The 16,053-nt window shown below is 44.5% G+C and carries 15 protein-coding genes and 1 riboswitch; of the genes, 13 read left to right on the forward strand and 2 right to left on the reverse strand.

Annotation, left to right across the window (positions count from 1 at the left end; all coding sequences use genetic code 11):
- The first annotated feature begins 319 nt into the window (after positions 1-319).
- The gene (gene luxO / locus BCT49_RS17345; protein WP_102436969.1) at positions 320-1,708 is read left to right on the forward strand and encodes a quorum-sensing sigma-54 dependent transcriptional regulator LuxO; all 1,389 of its coding nucleotides are present in this window, start codon (positions 320-322) and stop codon (positions 1,706-1,708) included.
- Between the two features lie 23 nt (positions 1,709-1,731).
- Positions 1,732-2,076: a quorum-sensing phosphorelay protein LuxU gene (gene luxU / locus BCT49_RS17350; RefSeq protein WP_065103213.1), complete on the forward strand. Its 345-nt coding sequence runs from the start codon at positions 1,732-1,734 to the stop codon at positions 2,074-2,076.
- A 118-nt stretch (positions 2,077-2,194) separates the two neighbouring features.
- Here luxU and BCT49_RS17355 read toward each other — a convergent pair whose 3' ends face one another.
- The gene (locus BCT49_RS17355; RefSeq protein ID WP_102436971.1) at positions 2,195-3,082 is read right to left on the reverse strand and encodes a YvcK family protein; all 888 of its coding nucleotides are present in this window, start codon (positions 3,080-3,082) and stop codon (positions 2,195-2,197) included.
- A gap of 194 nt (positions 3,083-3,276) precedes the next feature.
- Positions 3,277-3,429: riboswitch (molybdenum cofactor riboswitch) on the forward strand.
- On the opposite strand from BCT49_RS17355, the gene moaA reads away from it, so the two are divergent.
- The 11 genes from moaA to BCT49_RS17410 all read left to right on the forward strand — a co-directional run bounded on the left by moaA (position 3,418) and on the right by BCT49_RS17410 (position 13,765).
- Complete coding sequence (gene moaA / locus BCT49_RS17360; protein ID WP_102436974.1) at positions 3,418-4,407, forward strand: GTP 3',8-cyclase MoaA; 990 nt, start codon at positions 3,418-3,420, stop codon at positions 4,405-4,407. (Overlaps the previous riboswitch by 12 nt.)
- 92 nt (positions 4,408-4,499) lie before the next feature.
- Positions 4,500-5,012 carry a molybdenum cofactor biosynthesis protein B gene (moaB, locus tag BCT49_RS17365; protein ID WP_004734027.1) on the forward strand — a complete coding sequence of 171 codons (513 nt, stop codon included), beginning with the start codon at positions 4,500-4,502 and terminating at the stop codon, positions 5,010-5,012.
- A gap of 12 nt (positions 5,013-5,024) precedes the next feature.
- A complete protein-coding gene (gene moaC, locus BCT49_RS17370; protein WP_004734026.1) occupies positions 5,025-5,504 on the forward strand; it encodes a cyclic pyranopterin monophosphate synthase MoaC in 480 nt (159 codons plus the stop codon).
- The gene (gene moaD / locus BCT49_RS17375) at positions 5,501-5,746 is read left to right on the forward strand and encodes a molybdopterin synthase sulfur carrier subunit (RefSeq protein WP_017632501.1); all 246 of its coding nucleotides are present in this window, start codon (positions 5,501-5,503) and stop codon (positions 5,744-5,746) included. Before moaC ends, moaD begins: the two co-directional genes overlap by 4 nt.
- 2 nt (positions 5,747-5,748) lie before the next feature.
- Complete coding sequence (gene moaE, locus BCT49_RS17380) at positions 5,749-6,222, forward strand: molybdopterin synthase catalytic subunit MoaE (RefSeq protein ID WP_102436976.1); 474 nt, start codon at positions 5,749-5,751, stop codon at positions 6,220-6,222.
- Positions 6,223-6,888: 666 nt separating this feature from the next.
- A complete protein-coding gene (locus BCT49_RS17385) occupies positions 6,889-8,520 on the forward strand; it encodes an ABC transporter substrate-binding protein (RefSeq protein WP_102436978.1) in 1,632 nt (543 codons plus the stop codon).
- 116 nt (positions 8,521-8,636) lie between these two features.
- The gene (gene oppB / locus BCT49_RS17390; RefSeq protein WP_004734022.1) at positions 8,637-9,557 is read left to right on the forward strand and encodes an oligopeptide ABC transporter permease OppB; all 921 of its coding nucleotides are present in this window, start codon (positions 8,637-8,639) and stop codon (positions 9,555-9,557) included.
- 15 nt (positions 9,558-9,572) lie between these two features.
- Positions 9,573-10,475 (forward strand): oligopeptide ABC transporter permease OppC, encoded by a 903-nt coding sequence (oppC, locus tag BCT49_RS17395; protein WP_004734021.1) that lies wholly within the window; start codon positions 9,573-9,575, stop codon positions 10,473-10,475.
- Between the two features lie 42 nt (positions 10,476-10,517).
- Positions 10,518-11,489: an ABC transporter ATP-binding protein gene (locus BCT49_RS17400; protein ID WP_102436980.1), complete on the forward strand. Its 972-nt coding sequence runs from the start codon at positions 10,518-10,520 to the stop codon at positions 11,487-11,489.
- Positions 11,486-12,472 carry a murein tripeptide/oligopeptide ABC transporter ATP binding protein OppF gene (gene oppF, locus BCT49_RS17405; RefSeq protein WP_004734019.1) on the forward strand — a complete coding sequence of 329 codons (987 nt, stop codon included), beginning with the start codon at positions 11,486-11,488 and terminating at the stop codon, positions 12,470-12,472. The genes BCT49_RS17400 and oppF overlap by 4 nt, the downstream gene beginning before the upstream one ends.
- A gap of 354 nt (positions 12,473-12,826) precedes the next feature.
- Entirely contained in the window at positions 12,827-13,765 is a 939-nt protein-coding gene (locus tag BCT49_RS17410) for a glutathione S-transferase family protein (protein ID WP_102436982.1), read from the forward strand.
- 92 nt (positions 13,766-13,857) lie between these two features.
- On the opposite strand, the gene pta is transcribed toward BCT49_RS17410, so the two are convergent.
- Positions 13,858-16,023 carry a phosphate acetyltransferase gene (gene pta / locus BCT49_RS17415; protein ID WP_102436984.1) on the reverse strand — a complete coding sequence of 722 codons (2,166 nt, stop codon included), beginning with the start codon at positions 16,021-16,023 and terminating at the stop codon, positions 13,858-13,860.
- Between the last annotated feature and the right edge of the window lie 30 nt (positions 16,024-16,053).

Genomic DNA, 16,053 nt, shown 5'->3' on the forward strand with positions numbered 1-16,053 from the left:
AGAAGAGCCCTTCAGCTAATCGCACTTCTTACTCAAAAGTTCATATCTGAAAAGACAAGAGTGCGAGTATTTCAGACAAAAAAACAGCCAGTAGGAAATGTTCTACTGGCTTACGTTTGTGAACACGAAGTCCACTAACAACGTCAGTTGGCTAGGTGACCCGAAGGTCAGTTAAATAACTGCATCGTTCGTGCCACATAGATAACACATTGATTGTTTAAAACAGAGAAAGAAATGTTCCACAAATACTGTGGTTAATTTGCATAATGCAAAGCGGAATGCGATTATAATAATAAATGCAAATTATAATGGCTAGGATATGCAATCAAAAACACTAGATAACAAATCGAAGTATTTGTTGATGGTAGAGGATACCGCTTCGGTAGCGGCTCTATATCGCTCGTATCTTACACCGCTCGAAATTGATATCAACATTGTCGGTACAGGCCGCGATGCAATTGAGAGTTTGAATCACCGAACCCCTGACCTTATTTTATTAGATCTACGTCTACCTGATATGACGGGTATGGACGTGCTATTTGCTGTAAAACAAAAATATCCAGAAGTTCCTGTCATCTTTATGAGGGCTCACGGCTCGATTGATACAGCCGTTGAAGCGATGCGTCATGGTTCTCAAGATTTCCTTATCAAACCGTGTGAAGCCGACCGACTTCGTATTACGGTGAACAACGCGATCCGCAAAGCGACAAAACTCAAAAACAGCGCTGAACATCCCGGCAATCAAAACTATCAAGGCTTCATTGGTAGCAGCCAAACCATGCAGCAGGTCTACCGAACGATTGATTCTGCAGCATCAAGTAAGGCGAGTATCTTCATCACGGGTGAAAGTGGTACCGGTAAAGAGGTGTGTGCAGAAGCGATTCACGCTGCGAGTAAGCGTGGCGATAAGCCTTTCATCGCGATTAACTGTGCCGCTATTCCTAAAGATTTGATTGAAAGTGAATTGTTTGGTCATGTTAAGGGAGCCTTTACTGGCGCGGCAACGGATCGTCAAGGTGCAGCTGAGCTCGCAGATGGTGGAACCCTGTTCCTCGATGAGTTGTGCGAAATGGATCTTGAGTTGCAAACTAAGCTTCTGCGCTTCATTCAAACCGGTACTTTCCAAAAAGTGGGTTCTTCAAAAATGAAGAGTGTTGATGTGCGCTTTGTTTGTGCAACCAACCGTGACCCTTGGAAAGAAGTACAAGAAGGTCGCTTTAGAGAAGATTTATACTATCGTTTATACGTGATTCCTTTGCACTTGCCGCCACTGCGTGAGCGTGGGGAAGATGTTATTGAAATTGCGTACTCGCTGCTGGGCTATATGTCTGTTGAGGAAGGTAAGGCCTTTGTGCGTTTTGCTCAGGAAGTGCTGGATCGCTTTAATCAATACGAGTGGCCGGGTAACGTTCGTCAGCTACAAAACGTATTACGAAATGTGGTGGTATTGAATAATGGTAAAGAGATTACTCTGAACATGCTTCCGCCGCCATTGAATCAACCGATTGAAAACAGTCTGCGACTGAAAGAGAAGCAGAATGAAGACATCACGGTAAAAGATATTTTCCCATTGTGGATCACTGAGAAAACGGCAATCGAACAGGCCATAAAAGCGTGTGATGGCAACATCCCACGCGCGGCAGGTTTCTTGGATGTCAGCCCATCGACGATTTACCGTAAATTGCAAACGTGGAATGCGAAGCAGTAATCACCAAACAATAAGAAAGAACGATGATGAAAGTATTAAATCAGCAAAAAGTTGATGAGCTTGCCGGCGAAATTGGGCAAGAGAATGTTCCAGTGCTACTGGAAATATTTTTAGGTGAATTGAAAGGATACTATGAGCACCTAGATCTCAATAAAGACACGGATACATCGAAGTATCTGGCTGACATTAGCCATGCCTTAAAGAGCAGCGCCGCGAGCTTTGGTGCCGATTCTTTGTGTAGTTTTGCGATTAGTGTGGATGCAAAAGTGAAACAAGCGTTACCCGTGACAGACGTTGATTTTCAAGATATGCAAGAACTTCTGTTATCAACGTACACGGAATATCAGCAGTTGATGACTGATCTCTAAAACGGTTGATGGTGGCATAAGTAGATATTAAAAAAGGAGCATGATGCTCCTTTTTTTGTTTTTACTGGTCTCAGTCGTTTAGCCTAAGCTACAAGCTACAAGCTACAAGCTATAAGTATTAAGCGAGTTGAGCCCGAATCGCCTGTTGAAGTTTTAAACGGTCATGTCGCCAATCTCGGTTAGGAGAGGCAAGGTCGGTGGTCACGCAGTTCCAAAGTCCTTCAAGTTCAGGGTGCGGCGCATTGCCCAGCACGACATCAATTTTCCTTGCTTTGCAGGTACGCTCACACCATTCAAGCTGTTCTTGAAGCGTCATTTTTCCTGCAGGGCCATGTTCTGGCGAAAGGTTTTCAATGAAGATAACCTTAGCCTTGGTGTTCTCAGCGATGGCTTTCCCAATCTCTGGAAGGAGAAGAGGGGGCATAACACTGGTCAGGAAGCTGCCAGGGCCAAGAACGATACAGTCGGCTTGTTCGACGGCTGCAACGGCTTCTTTGGTTGCGGGCACTTCTGGAGACAAGTCCATCATGCGCAGTTTTTCTGTCATGTCGTCAACGTTGGTTTCACCCGTAACCCAACGACCATCCATTGATAACGCGGTGAGATCGGAAGGATGCTCGGTCATCGGCACGATATTCACATCGACCTTCAACATGTTTCTGATCAGGTTGATGGCTTCCAACGGACGAACGGATAAGTTATCTAAGGCGGTAAGCATCAGATTGCCGAGGTTGTGGCCGTCCAGCTCACCTTGACCGCGAAAACGGTACTCAAACATCATCGAACTGATGGAAGGTTCGGTGATCAATTGATTGATACAGTTTCGAGTATCTCCCCAAGCGATACCACCTTGGCAGTCTCGAATTCGTCCGGTTGAACCACCGTTATCTGTTGTTGCAACAATGCCAGTCGCATTGCTACCAAAGTCTTTTAATGCAGCAAGCATACGACCTAAGCCATGGCCTCCACCGATTGCTACGACTTTCTTTGAAGAGTAAATATTCATTTTTTGTTCTTGTTAGATTATTACCAACTATAATTTAGGTTAAATGCTTCTCGTCAGATACTCAACAAGAGTTATTTTGAGGGTTTGATACGTTTTTTTTGCCGATGTGACCCGTTTTTTGTCATCAGAGCTAGATTCACGTACAAATATTAAGTATTTTATTACTCAGCTACTGCGCGTGTGAATATAACGTGCAGTTGCCATAACTCCGAGCTCTCGCATGCTAAGTCGCACAGTGGAATTTGCTGTACCGATACGCATCAAGAGCCAGTGACATGTTGTCACAAGGGCTTAATTGGAAATGATTATGCCTCCCGTGTTTGGAAAGGTGTTCCGTGGCGCAACAATTCGAAGATAGATTCCATCGCAAATTTTATTATTTGCGCTTGTCGGTTACAGACGTCTGTAACTTTAAATGTACTTACTGCTTGCCAGATGGTTATAAACCGTCAGGGCAAAAAAACTCGTCTTTTTTAAGTGTTCCCGAGATCAAACGCGTTGTAAGAGCGTTTGTAGATTGTGGTACCTCAAAGATCCGCATTACAGGCGGAGAGCCGAGTCTGCGTAAAGACTTTCCTGAAATCATACATACCGTTGCTTCTACTCCAGGCATCGAAAAAATAGCCACGACAACCAATGGCTACCGCATGGAGAAACAAGTAGGGCAATGGCGTGATGCTGGTTTAACCCATATAAACGTCAGCGTGGATAGCTTAGATTCACGCATGTTCCATCAGATCACTGGTGAGAATAAGTTTACTGAGGTTATGCGAGGCATTGATAAAGCGTTTGAGGTTGGCTATGAACAAGTCAAAGTCAACGTTGTATTGATGAAAGACCTCAACAGTCAGGAATTACCAGCCTTCCTTAATTGGATCAAAGACAAACCTATTCAATTACGTTTTATCGAGCTGATGAAAACCGGCGAGATGGACGAGTTGTTCGATAAACATCATGTATCTGGCGTTGCGATTCGCAATCAGCTTATTGCTAACGGTTGGCTGTTAAAAGTCAAAGCTGTTAATGATGGCCCAGCACAAGTGTTTGTCCACCCAGACTACAAGGGTGAAATTGGTTTGATCATGCCTTACGAGAAAGACTTCTGTGAGAGTTGTAACCGACTGCGTGTTTCTGCGACCGGTAAACTTCACCTGTGTCTGTTTGGCGACCACGGTGTTGAACTGCGAGATCTGATTCAAGAAGATCAACAAGAGCAAGAGCTCATTGATCGAATTCAGGCCCAGCTTCAAACCAAGTCCGTTAGCCACTTCTTGCATGATGGCAACAGCGGCATGACTCCAAACTTGGCGTCAATCGGCGGTTAACCCGCTATACATACTCTAAAGCATTTTATCGCTCAGCTTTTTTAAGCTGGGCGAATCAGTCTAATCATTGAAAAATTTATATAGGTGAACAAATGGGTCACGCAGAAAGCAAATTCCAAGCAGCAAACATCGCAGTACTAACCGTTTCAGATACTCGTACAGAAGAAAATGACACGTCAGGTGGTTACCTAGCTGAGCATGCTAAAGAAGCAGGCCACAACGTGGTTGATAAGCAAATTGTTATCGATGACATGTACAAGATCCGTGCGATCGTCTCTAAGTGGATCGCGGATGAAAGCGTTCAAGCTATCATGATCACGGGCGGTACGGGTTTTACATCTCGTGACAGTACACCGGAAGCGCTTAAGCCACTGTTCGACAAAGAAGTAGAAGGCTTTGGTGAGCTATTCCGCCAAGTGTCTTACGAAGAGATCGGCACATCGACGATTCAATCTCGTGCGATCGCGGGTTTTGCTAATCACACGGTTATCTTTGCGATGCCTGGTTCTACAGGTGCTTGCCGTACAGGTTGGACTAAGATCATCAAGCAACAGATGGATGCTAGCCACCGTCCTTGTAACTTCATGCCACATCTTTCTGTATAAGGTGGTTTGAGCATGAGCCAATTTACTCACATTAACGCGTCTGGCGAAGCAAACATGGTCGATGTATCGGCTAAAGCAGAGACAGTACGCGAAGCGAGAGCTGAGGCTTTCGTTCAAATGTCAGCAGAAACGCTAGAACTGATTGTTTCTGGCAGCCACCATAAAGGTGATGTTTTCGCAACGGCACGTATTGCTGGCATTCAAGCGGCGAAGAAGACTTGGGACTTGATTCCACTGTGTCACCCTTTGTTGCTGACTAAGGTCGAAGTTCAGCTTGAGGCTATCGAGTCTGAAAATAAGGTTCGCATCGAATCTGTTTGTAAGCTTGCTGGTAAGACAGGCGTAGAAATGGAAGCGCTAACGGCGGCTTCTGTTGCTGCGCTAACGATTTACGATATGTGTAAAGCTGTTCAGAAAGACATCGTCATCGAGAATGTACGCTTGTTAGAGAAGACCGGTGGTAAATCAGGTCACTTCAAGGTGGAATCATGATTACTGTACTGTTTTTTGCTCAAACGCGTGAACTTGTTGGTGTGGACAGCGTTGAAGTTGATGCACAGTTCAAGACGATTGAAGCTATTCGCAGCCACCTTGTAGCACAAGAAGGCAAATGGGACATCGCTTTGGAAGAGGGCAAGCTTCTGGCTGCGCTTAACCAATCTATCGTACCTCTAACGACTGAAGTGAAAGACGGCGACGAAGTGGCTTTCTTCCCACCTGTGACTGGAGGTTAACCATGAATGACTCTCAAGTTCTTGACCCAAGAGTACTCGTTACTGCAGATGATTTTTCTGTGGGCGACGAATACGATTACTTGGCTCAAGGTACGGCTGCGGGAGCGGTTGTGACGTTTGTAGGTAAAGTTCGCGACATGAACCTTGGCGACAACGTGATTGGTTTGTCTCTAGAACATTATCCGGGTATGACAGAGAAGTCTCTGAGTGAGATTTGTGATCAAGCTGAAGCGCGCTGGCCTATCCAGAAGATGCGAGTGATTCACCGCGTTGGTGACCTAGATATCGGTGACCAGATTGTTTACGTTGGTATATCCAGTGCACATCGTGGCGCTGCCTTCGAAGCGTGTGAGTTTGTTATGGACTTTCTGAAAACCAAAGCGCCGTTTTGGAAAAAAGAACGTACTACTGAGGCGACTCGTTGGGTTGACTCTCGAGACTCCGACGCGAAAGCAGCAGAGCGTTGGGAAAAGTAAGCTATCCCATATCGTGTATCGTCCTTAACGTAAAGAACACATTTCAGGACGGGACAGTGAATAATAAGAAAGCCGACGTTGAACGTCGGCTTTTTTGTGCGTGCTACAAAGTAATTTATAAATAAACACTGCATTTAATAAATGGTTAAGCATTCAAGATGCATATAAATTCTAGGTGGGATTTTGTCTGGTTTGGTGCAGTGTTGAATCTGTTTTGGTGCAGCGCATTATGCTGTTTTGTAAAAAGTGATAATCCTCACAAATAGTGTAGTCTGTTTAGGTGATATGTGATGTGCAATTAGATTTCATGTGGCATTAATGTTAATTTGCCGGCAGTGTTCTAGCATAAGATGCTAAAAAAAAGTATCAACACAGATACATCAACACTAAAGGCTGTTTTTTAATAATTCCCTATGTGTAACTCACTATGTATTAGGTTTTTATTAGAGATTTACACTGATACCTTGAATACTTCGGAGAATTATCCGATTTTTTGCGACTTGTTTATGGCAAATTACTTCAATGGTTGATAGTGTGTGCCTCAATCTTTGTAAGGTTTTAGATTTTTATGCTTAATTTTTGAGCTAAAGAAATCTAAATCACTGCCGTTCAGTGAACCTGGCAAAGAAGTCATGGATGCAATACGAAAAACTTGGAGTTTATTGAATGTACAAGAATAAAATCACTCAGGCCCTTCTTCTAGGTGCTGGTTTGGCAGTGGCTGCCACTTCTACTCTTTCTATCGCTGCTGAAGTTCCAGCAGGCACAGAACTAGCAAAAGTTCAGGAACTTGTTCGCGGTAACGGTACTGAAGTTGCGACTATCGACCCACACAAATCTCAAGGTGTACCAGAATCTCACGTAATTCGTGATCTTCTAGAAGGTCTAGTGAACCAAGACGACGAAGGTAATACAATCCCAGGTGTAGCCGAAAGCTGGGAAACGACAGACAACAAAACATTCACTTTCCACCTACGCAAAGACGCAAAATGGTCTAACGGCGATCCTGTAACAGCTGAAGATTTCGTTTACAGCTGGCAACGTGCAGTTGATCCTGCCACTGCTTCTCCATACGCTTGGTACATGGAATATACCAAGATGGTGAACGCGAAAGACATCGTCGCGGGTAAGAAAGACAAGAGTGAGCTAGGCGTTAAAGCTGTAGATGCGAACACACTTGTTATTGAATTAGAAACAGCGGTACCGTACTTCGTAATGATGATGGGCCACACAACAGTTAAGCCAGTACATAAAGCAACTGTTGAAAAATATGGCGACCAATGGACTAAACCAGATCACTTTGTTGGCAATGGCGCATTTGCTGTTGATAAATGGGTTGTTAACGAACGCCTAGTACTTAAGCGTAACGACCAATACTGGAACAACGATAAGACGGTTCTAAACAAAGTAACGTTCCTGCCAATCGAAAACCAAGTAGCGGAAATGAACCGTTTCCTATCTGGTGAAATCGACTTCACAAACGAACTTCCAGTAGAGCACTTTAAGCGTCTTAAGAAAGAACACGCTGAAGATGTATCGGTAGCGGGTAACCTATGTACTTACTACTACATCTTTAACACTAAGAAAGCACCATTTGATGATGTTCGTGTACGTAAGGCTATCTCTTACGCAATTGATCGTAATATCGTAAGTGACGCAATCTTAGCGCAAGGTCAAAAACCAGCTTACTTCCTAACGCCTGAAATTACAGCGGGCTTCGATCCAGAACTTCCTTCTTACGGCAAGATGTCTCAAAAAGAGCGTAATGAAGAAGCTGCTCGTCTTCTTGAAGAAGCGGGTTACGGTAAAGACAATCCACTTAACTTCAACCTACTTTACAACACTTCTGAAAACCATAAGAAGATTGCTGTAGCGCTGGGTTCTATGTGGAAGAAGACACTAGGTCTAAAAGTAACGCTTGAAAACCAAGAGTGGAAAACTTACCTATCTTCTAAAGATTCAGGTGATTTCGAAGTAGCACGTGCTGGTTGGTGTGGTGACTACAACGAAGCGTCGTCATTCCTAACGCTAATGAAGAGTAACAACACTACCGGTGGTGTTCACTACGATAGCGCTGAGTACGACCAAATCATTGATAAAGCACTTAACTCTACATCAGCAGAAGAGCGTGAAGCACTTTACCTAGAAGCTGAGGCGTTAATGGCTAAAGACATGCCTATCGCACCTATCTACCAATACGTGAAATCACGTCTACTAAATCCGCACGTTGGTGGTTTCCCTACTAACAACGCGGAAGATAAGATCTTCTCGAAAGACTTATACATCAAAGCTCAATAATAAGAGCTTAGATTCTAAAAAGTTAATATAACTATAACGATACAGACACTACATGCGCAGGGCGCGCATGTAGCGTCTTTCTAATTTTAATTGTCACAGACTGAAAGAGTGAGTTTATGCTTAAATTCATTATGAAAAGGATATTTGAAGCGATTCCAACCATGTTGGTGTTGATCACTATATCTTTCTTTCTCATGCGTTTCGCACCGGGTAACCCGTTTTCAAGCGAGCGTCCATTACCGCCAGAAGTTATGGCTAACATCGAAGCTAAATACGGCTTAGATAAACCTGTATTTGAACAGTACACCACGTACTTGACCAACATCCTTCAGGGTGATTTTGGTCCATCTTTTAAATACCAAGATTACACCGTAAATGAGCTGATCGCTGTTGCACTTCCAGTATCTGCGAAGGTAGGTTTTGTTGCCTTTATCTTCACATTATTGATGGGGGTAACGGTCGGAACCATTGCCGCCTTGAAGCACAACACCTGGATCGACTACACCATAATGTCGACCGCCATGCTCGGGGTGGTGATGCCATCCTTCGTGTTGGCACCAGCGCTTATTTACCTATTCTCTCTACACTGGCATATATTTCCAGCAGGTGGTTGGCACGGTGGTACGTACATGTACATCGTCCTACCCGTTATCGCGATGTCTCTTTTATACGTAGCAACCTTTGCTCGTATCACTCGCGGTAGCATGATTGAAACCCTAAACAGTAACTTTATCCGTACAGCTCGTGCTAAAGGTCTAAGTTACCGTTATATCGTTCTTAAACATGCGCTTAAGCCAGCAATGCTACCTGTTGTTTCATACATGGGGCCTGCGTTCGTAGGTATCATCACAGGTTCTGTTGTTGTTGAAACCATCTTCGGCCTGCCGGGTATCGGTAAGCTGTTTGTTAACGCCGCGTTTAACCGTGATTATTCGTTAGTAATGGGTGTAACCATTTTGATTGGTTTCCTATTCATCTTGTTCAACGCAATCGTTGATATTTTACTAGCGCTTATTGACCCGAAAATTCGCTACTAGCAGGGACGCATGGTTATGTTGAAGAAAAAAGAAAACTTAGAAGCGATCGAAAAATTCTCTGAGAGTTTGGAAATTGAAGGTCGTAGTTTGTGGCAGGATGCGCGTATTCGTTTTATGCGCAACAAAGCGGCAATGATCAGTCTGTTCATTCTAATTGTTATGGTGCTATCGGTAATCTTCTTACCTATGTTGGCGCAGCATGCTTACGATGATACTGACTGGTACGCAATGCACGTTGGCCCAAATGCTGATCACTGGTTCGGTACTGACAGTTTAGGTCGTGACCTATACGTTCGTACGATGATCGGTGGCCGTATTTCTCTTATGGTTGGTGTGATGGGTGCATTCGTAGCGGTACTGATAGGTACGCTTTACGGTGCAGCTTCAGGTTTCATTGGCGGTCGTACTGACCGAGTGATGATGCGTATCCTGGAGATTCTATACGCCGTGCCATTCATGTTCCTAGTGATCGTACTGGTGACGTTCTTTGGTCGTAATATCGTACTTATTTTTGTTGCTATCGGCGCGATTGCTTGGCTCGATATGGCGCGAATCGTACGTGGCCAAACGTTGAGTTTACGTAGTAAAGAATTCATTGAGGCTGCGCACGTATGTGGTGTTAGCAAATGGAAAATCATTACACGTCACATCGTACCGAACGTATTGGGTATTGTTGCGGTTTACTCAACGCTACTTATCCCGAGCATGATCCTTACAGAATCATTCTTATCTTTCCTTGGTCTTGGTGTTCAAGAGCCTATGACAAGTTGGGGCGCGCTATTACAAGAAGGCTCGCAAACAATGGAAGTTGCTATTTGGCAATTGGCATTCCCTGCAGCATTCATGGTAGTTACGCTGTTCTGCTTTAACTACGTAGGTGATGGTCTGCGCGACGCGCTTGATCCAAAAGACAGATAAAGAAATAGCAATTAAAAGCTATAAAAGATTAAGGAAGCAATAATGAGCTTATTAGATGTCAAAGATCTGCGCGTCGAATTTACCACGCAAGATGGTACGGTAACCGCAGTAAACGACCTGAACTTCTCACTCAACCAAGGTGAAACGCTGGGTATTGTTGGTGAGTCGGGTTCGGGTAAATCTCAAACGGTATTTGCACTGATGGGACTGCTGGCTAAGAACGGCATCATCTCAGGCAGTGCAAAGTTTGAAGGTAATGAGATTCTCAATCTACCTGAGAAAGCACTGAACAAAGTTCGCGCTGAACAGATCGCGATGATCTTCCAAGATCCAATGACGTCACTGAATCCTTACATGAAAGTATGTGATCAGCTGATGGAAGTTCTTATGCTGCATAAAGGCATGGGAAAATCGGAAGCGTTCGAAGAATCAGTACGCATGCTGGAAGCGGTTAAAATCCCTGAGGCACGTAAACGTATTACCATGTATCCACACGAATTTTCTGGCGGTATGCGTCAGCGTGTGATGATCGCAATGGCTCTGTTATGTCGTCCAAAGCTACTGATTGCTGATGAACCAACAACGGCGTTGGATGTAACCATTCAAGCGCAAATCATGGAATTGCTGAACGAGCTTAAAGATGAGTTCAATACAGCAATCATCATGATCACTCATGATTTGGGTGTAGTTGCCGGTTCTTGTGACAAAGTTCTAGTGATGTACGCTGGCCGCACCATGGAATACGGCACAGTAGACGAAATCTTCTATGAGCCTAGCCACCCTTATGCGGAAGGCCTGCTTAAAGCAATTCCTCGTTTGGATACCGAAGGTGAAATTCTACCGACGATTCCAGGTAACCCACCTAACTTACTTCGCCTACCAACCGGTTGTCCTTATCAAGACCGTTGTCACCGTGTAATGGACCGTTGTAAGCAAGAAGCACCGATTTTGCAGCCATTTGCAAAAGATCGTCAGCGTGCTTGTTTTTCTGATTGGGAGACTTGGACAAAATGAGTAAAGAATTACTATTAGATATTAAAAACCTTAAGGTTCACTTTAGCATTGCGGCTAAGTCTGCTTGGCCTTGGGCGAAACCATCAAACCTTAAAGCGGTTGATGGTGTGGATGTTCACCTTTACGAAGGTGAGACTCTGGGTGTAGTAGGGGAGTCTGGCTGTGGTAAATCAACATTTGCGCGCGCAATTATTGGTTTAGTTGAGGCAACTGAAGGCGAAGTTATGTGGTTAGGTCAAGACCTGACTAAGATGCAGGAAGTGAAGCGTCGTGAGACTCGTAAAGAGATTCAGATGATCTTCCAAGACCCGCTAGCATCGCTTAACCCGCGTATGTCAGTTGGAGACATCATTGCTGAGCCTCTACAAACTTTCTATCCTGAGCTTTCTAAACAGGAAGTGAAGGACAGAGTTAAAGAAATGATGGCAAAGGTTGGTCTACTACCCAACGTAATCAACCGTTACCCACATGAATTCTCTGGTGGCCAGTGTCAACGTATCGGTATCGCACGTGCACTTATCTTGAAACCTAAGATGATCATTTGTGATGAGCCGGTTTCTGCTCTGGATGTATCTATCCAAGCTCAAGTAGTTAACCTTCTTATGGAACTACAGAAAGAGTTGGGTTTGTCTTTGGTATTCATCGCACACGATTTGTCGGTTGTGAAACACATTTCTGACCGTGTATTGGTGATGTACTTAGGTAATGCTGTTGAGCTAGGTGAATCAGATGCCTTGTTCTCAGATCCTAAACATCCATATACCAAAGCATTGATGTCTGCAGTTCCGATTCCAGATCCACGCTTAGAGCGCAGCAAAACGATTCAGATGCTGGAGGGTGATCTCCCATCACCAATTAATCCACCATCAGGTTGTGTGTTCCGTACTCGTTGCCCTGAAGCAACCGAGGCCTGCGCGCAAACCAAGCCAACTATTCAAGGCGATGACGTACACGCAGTATCTTGCTTGCACGTACAAGTCTAGAACCCATTTAAAACGGTTCAGCCTGTGACAGGCTTAAGCGCAACTTTTTTATGAGTTGCGCTTTTTTTGTGCCCAAAATTCTTCTTAAACAACCTTCTTCAAATAATTCGAACAACTAAGCCAACTTATTCTAGTTTTGAAAGATTAGGCTTTTCTTATACTAATACCAATCGTAGTAAATAACTGCTCATCCTAGCTTGTTAAAACGCTCGATAACGGCGTTAGAATTTTTGATTGTAGAATAACTACTAACAGAAAAATTCTTCCTTGTTCTCAAGCCTTTTCTCTGCGCTATTTCTGAACATTTACTTACTGTGATTGGTATATAAAATTTTGGATGATAGAGGTTTGGATATGGGCAAGTTAGTTGAAGGTGTTTGGCACGATGTGTGGTATGACACCAAAGAAAGCGGTGGTAAGTTCGTTCGTGAAGATGCGGGCTTTCGTAGTTGGATCGAGAACAAGGCCGGCGCGCAGTTTGAACCAGAAAGTGGTCGCTACCATCTATACGTATCGTTAGCTTGTCCTTGGGCGCACCGCACTCTTATCTTCCGAGAGCTGAAAGACCTAACCGATCATATTGACGTGACAGTGGTTTGCCCAGACATGATGAGCGAAGGCTGGCAAATGGGTTTGCCTGAACCTCTGTTTGGCCACACTCGTATGCACCAAATTTACACTCAAGCCAAACCTGACTACTCAGGCCGAGTAACGGTTCCTGTGCTATGGGACAAGAAAACCAACACCATCGTGAGTAACGAGTCCTCTGAAATTATCCGCATGTTCAACTCAGAATTTAATGAGTTAACAGGCAACACCGATGACTACTATCCGTGGGAATTGTCCAAGAAGATTGATGAGTGGAATGACTACATCTATCCAAGCATTAATAACGGTGTTTATCGTACTGGCTTTGCAACCACACAAGAAGCTTATGAAGAAGCGTATGACGCGTTATTTGAGGCGTTAGACAAAGTAGATGCACATCTTAGTGAACATCGTTATCTAGCGGGTAATGACATCACAGAAGCAGATTGGAGATTGTTTACCACTCTGGTTAGATTCGATGCGGTGTATGTTGGCCACTTTAAGTGTAACAAGCAGCGAATTTCAGACTACGTCCATATTCAGGGCTACTTAAAAGAGCTCTATCAGATTGAAGGCATCAAAGAGACGACCGACTTTTATCACATCAAGCGTCACTACTATTACAGTCACACAGGTATCAACCCAACTCAAGTTGTGCCGAAAGGACCTGCGCTAGATTTAGAATCAGCCCATGGGCGAGGCTAGATTCATCTTAAGAGCATCAAATAACCTTAAGCATTAGACATAAAAAAACCCTAGATAAACATCTAGGGTTTTGGCTTTCTACAAAAGAAAAATTAGTTAATTACTTTTTCTTCAGCTTGAGCAGCTTGGTCTGCTTGGATAGCCGTTAGAGCTACTGTGTAAACGATATCGTCTACTAGAGCGCCGCGAGACAAGTCATTTACTGGCTTGCGCATACCTTGAAGCATTGGACCGATAGACACTAGGTCTGCTGAACGCTGTACAGCTTTGTAGGTCGTGTTACCCGTGTTTAGGTCTGGGAATACGAATACTGTCGCTTTACCTGCAACTGGAGAGTTAGGCGCTTTAGAAGCGGCTACGTTTTCCATGATTGCTGCGTCGTACTGAAGAGGACCGTCGATCACTAGATCAGGACGTTTCGCTTGAGCAAGTTTAGTTGCTTCACGTACTTTATCTACGTCTGCACCTTTACCAGATTCACCAGTAGAGTAAGAGATCATAGCAACGCGTGGGTCGATACCGAATGCCGCAGCAGAATCTGCAGATTGGATAGCGATTTCAGCAAGCTGTTCAGCTGTTGGATCTGGGTTGATCGCACAGTCACCGTATACAAGCACTTGATCAGGCAGAAGCATGAAGAAGATGGAAGATACGATAGAAGCATCAGGAGCCGTCTTGATGATCTGGAACGGAGGAACGATTGTGTTCGCCGTTGTGTGAACAGCACCAGAAACTAGACCGTCAACTTCACCCGCTTCAAGCATCATAGTGCCTAGGAATACTGAATCGTTTAGCTTCTCACGAGCAACAACTTCAGTCATACCTTTAGCGCCACGAAGTTCTACTAGACGAGCTACGTAGTTTTCGCGAACAGATGCAGAATCGATGATCTCAACGCCAGCGCCTAGTTCAACACCTTGTTGTGCAGCAACGCGACGGATTTCGTCTGGGTTACCAAGAAGCACACAAGTTGCGATACCGCGTTCAGCACAGATAGAAGCTGCTTTAACAGTACGTGGCTCATCACCTTCAGGAAGAACGATACGCTTAGCCGCTTTACGAGCAAATTCAGTTAGCTGGTAACGGAATGCTGGTGGGCTTAGACGACGAATGCCTTGAGTACCTTCAGATAGAGAATCAATCCAAGGGCCATCGATATGGCTAGCAACGTGATCGTTAACGAACTCGATACGCTCTTTATCGTCTGCAGGTACTTCTAGGTTGAAGCTCTGTAGGTTAAGAGACGTCTGCCAAGTGTTACCTTGAGCCTTGAAGATCGGTAGACCTGAAGCGAATGCTGGTGCACAAAGGTTAGCAATGCTTTCTGGAATGTCGTAACCGCCAGTCAGTAGGATTGCGCCAATTTCAACACCGTTTTTCGCAGCAAGAGCCGCAGCAACGATAACGTCAGGACGGTCTGCAGAAGTTACTAGCAGTGAACCTGGTTTGAAGTGCTCAATCATGTGCGGTAGAGAACGTGCACAGAAAGTGATGCTCTTAATACGACGAGTTGAGATTTCACCTTCGTTAACGATTTCAGCGTTAAGGTGCTTAGCCATATCAACCGCACGAGTAGCGATTAGGTCGATGCTCCATGGCACACAGCCAAGAACACGGATAGGGCTAGAGTTGAAGATTTGCATTACTTCAAGGTTCGCTTGCTGAGCGCTATCTGCATCATCGAAGATTTCAGAAAGGTCAGGGCGAGTACGGCCAGCTTCATCAACAGGTGCATTCAGTTTGTTAATAATAACGCCTGAGATGTTCTTGTTTTTAGTGCCGCCGAAGTTAGAACATGCTACTTCGATGTGCTCTTTAAGCTGACTAGGGTTGTATGTACCCGGAGTCGCAACGAATACGATCTCTGCGCCTAGTGTTTTAGCGATTTCCGCGTTCACTTGGTTAGCAAATGGGTGCTTACGAGTCGGTACTAGACCTTCGATTAGCGTTACTTCTGCGTCTTTGTTGATCTTGTTGTATTGCTCAACAACAGACTCTAGAAGCTCGTCCATTTTTTCGCTACCGATCAAAGCTTCAGCTTTAGTCATTGCGATTGGCTCACCAATCTTAATGTCGCTGTTTGCGCTGATGATAGTAGACGTTAAATCAGGTTGGTTACCACCGCTGCGAGGTTGAGCGATTGGCTTGTAGAAAGAAACACTTACGCCCTTACGCTCCATAGCGCGAAGAACACCCATGCTAACACTAGTAAGACCAACACCAGCGCTTGTAGGGATAAGCATAATAGTACGGGACATTGACGAACACCTTTGACTATTGGAAATAAA

It is taken from the genome of Vibrio lentus (assembly GCF_002875945.1).
Taxonomy (GTDB): domain Bacteria; phylum Pseudomonadota; class Gammaproteobacteria; order Enterobacterales; family Vibrionaceae; genus Vibrio; species Vibrio apostichopi.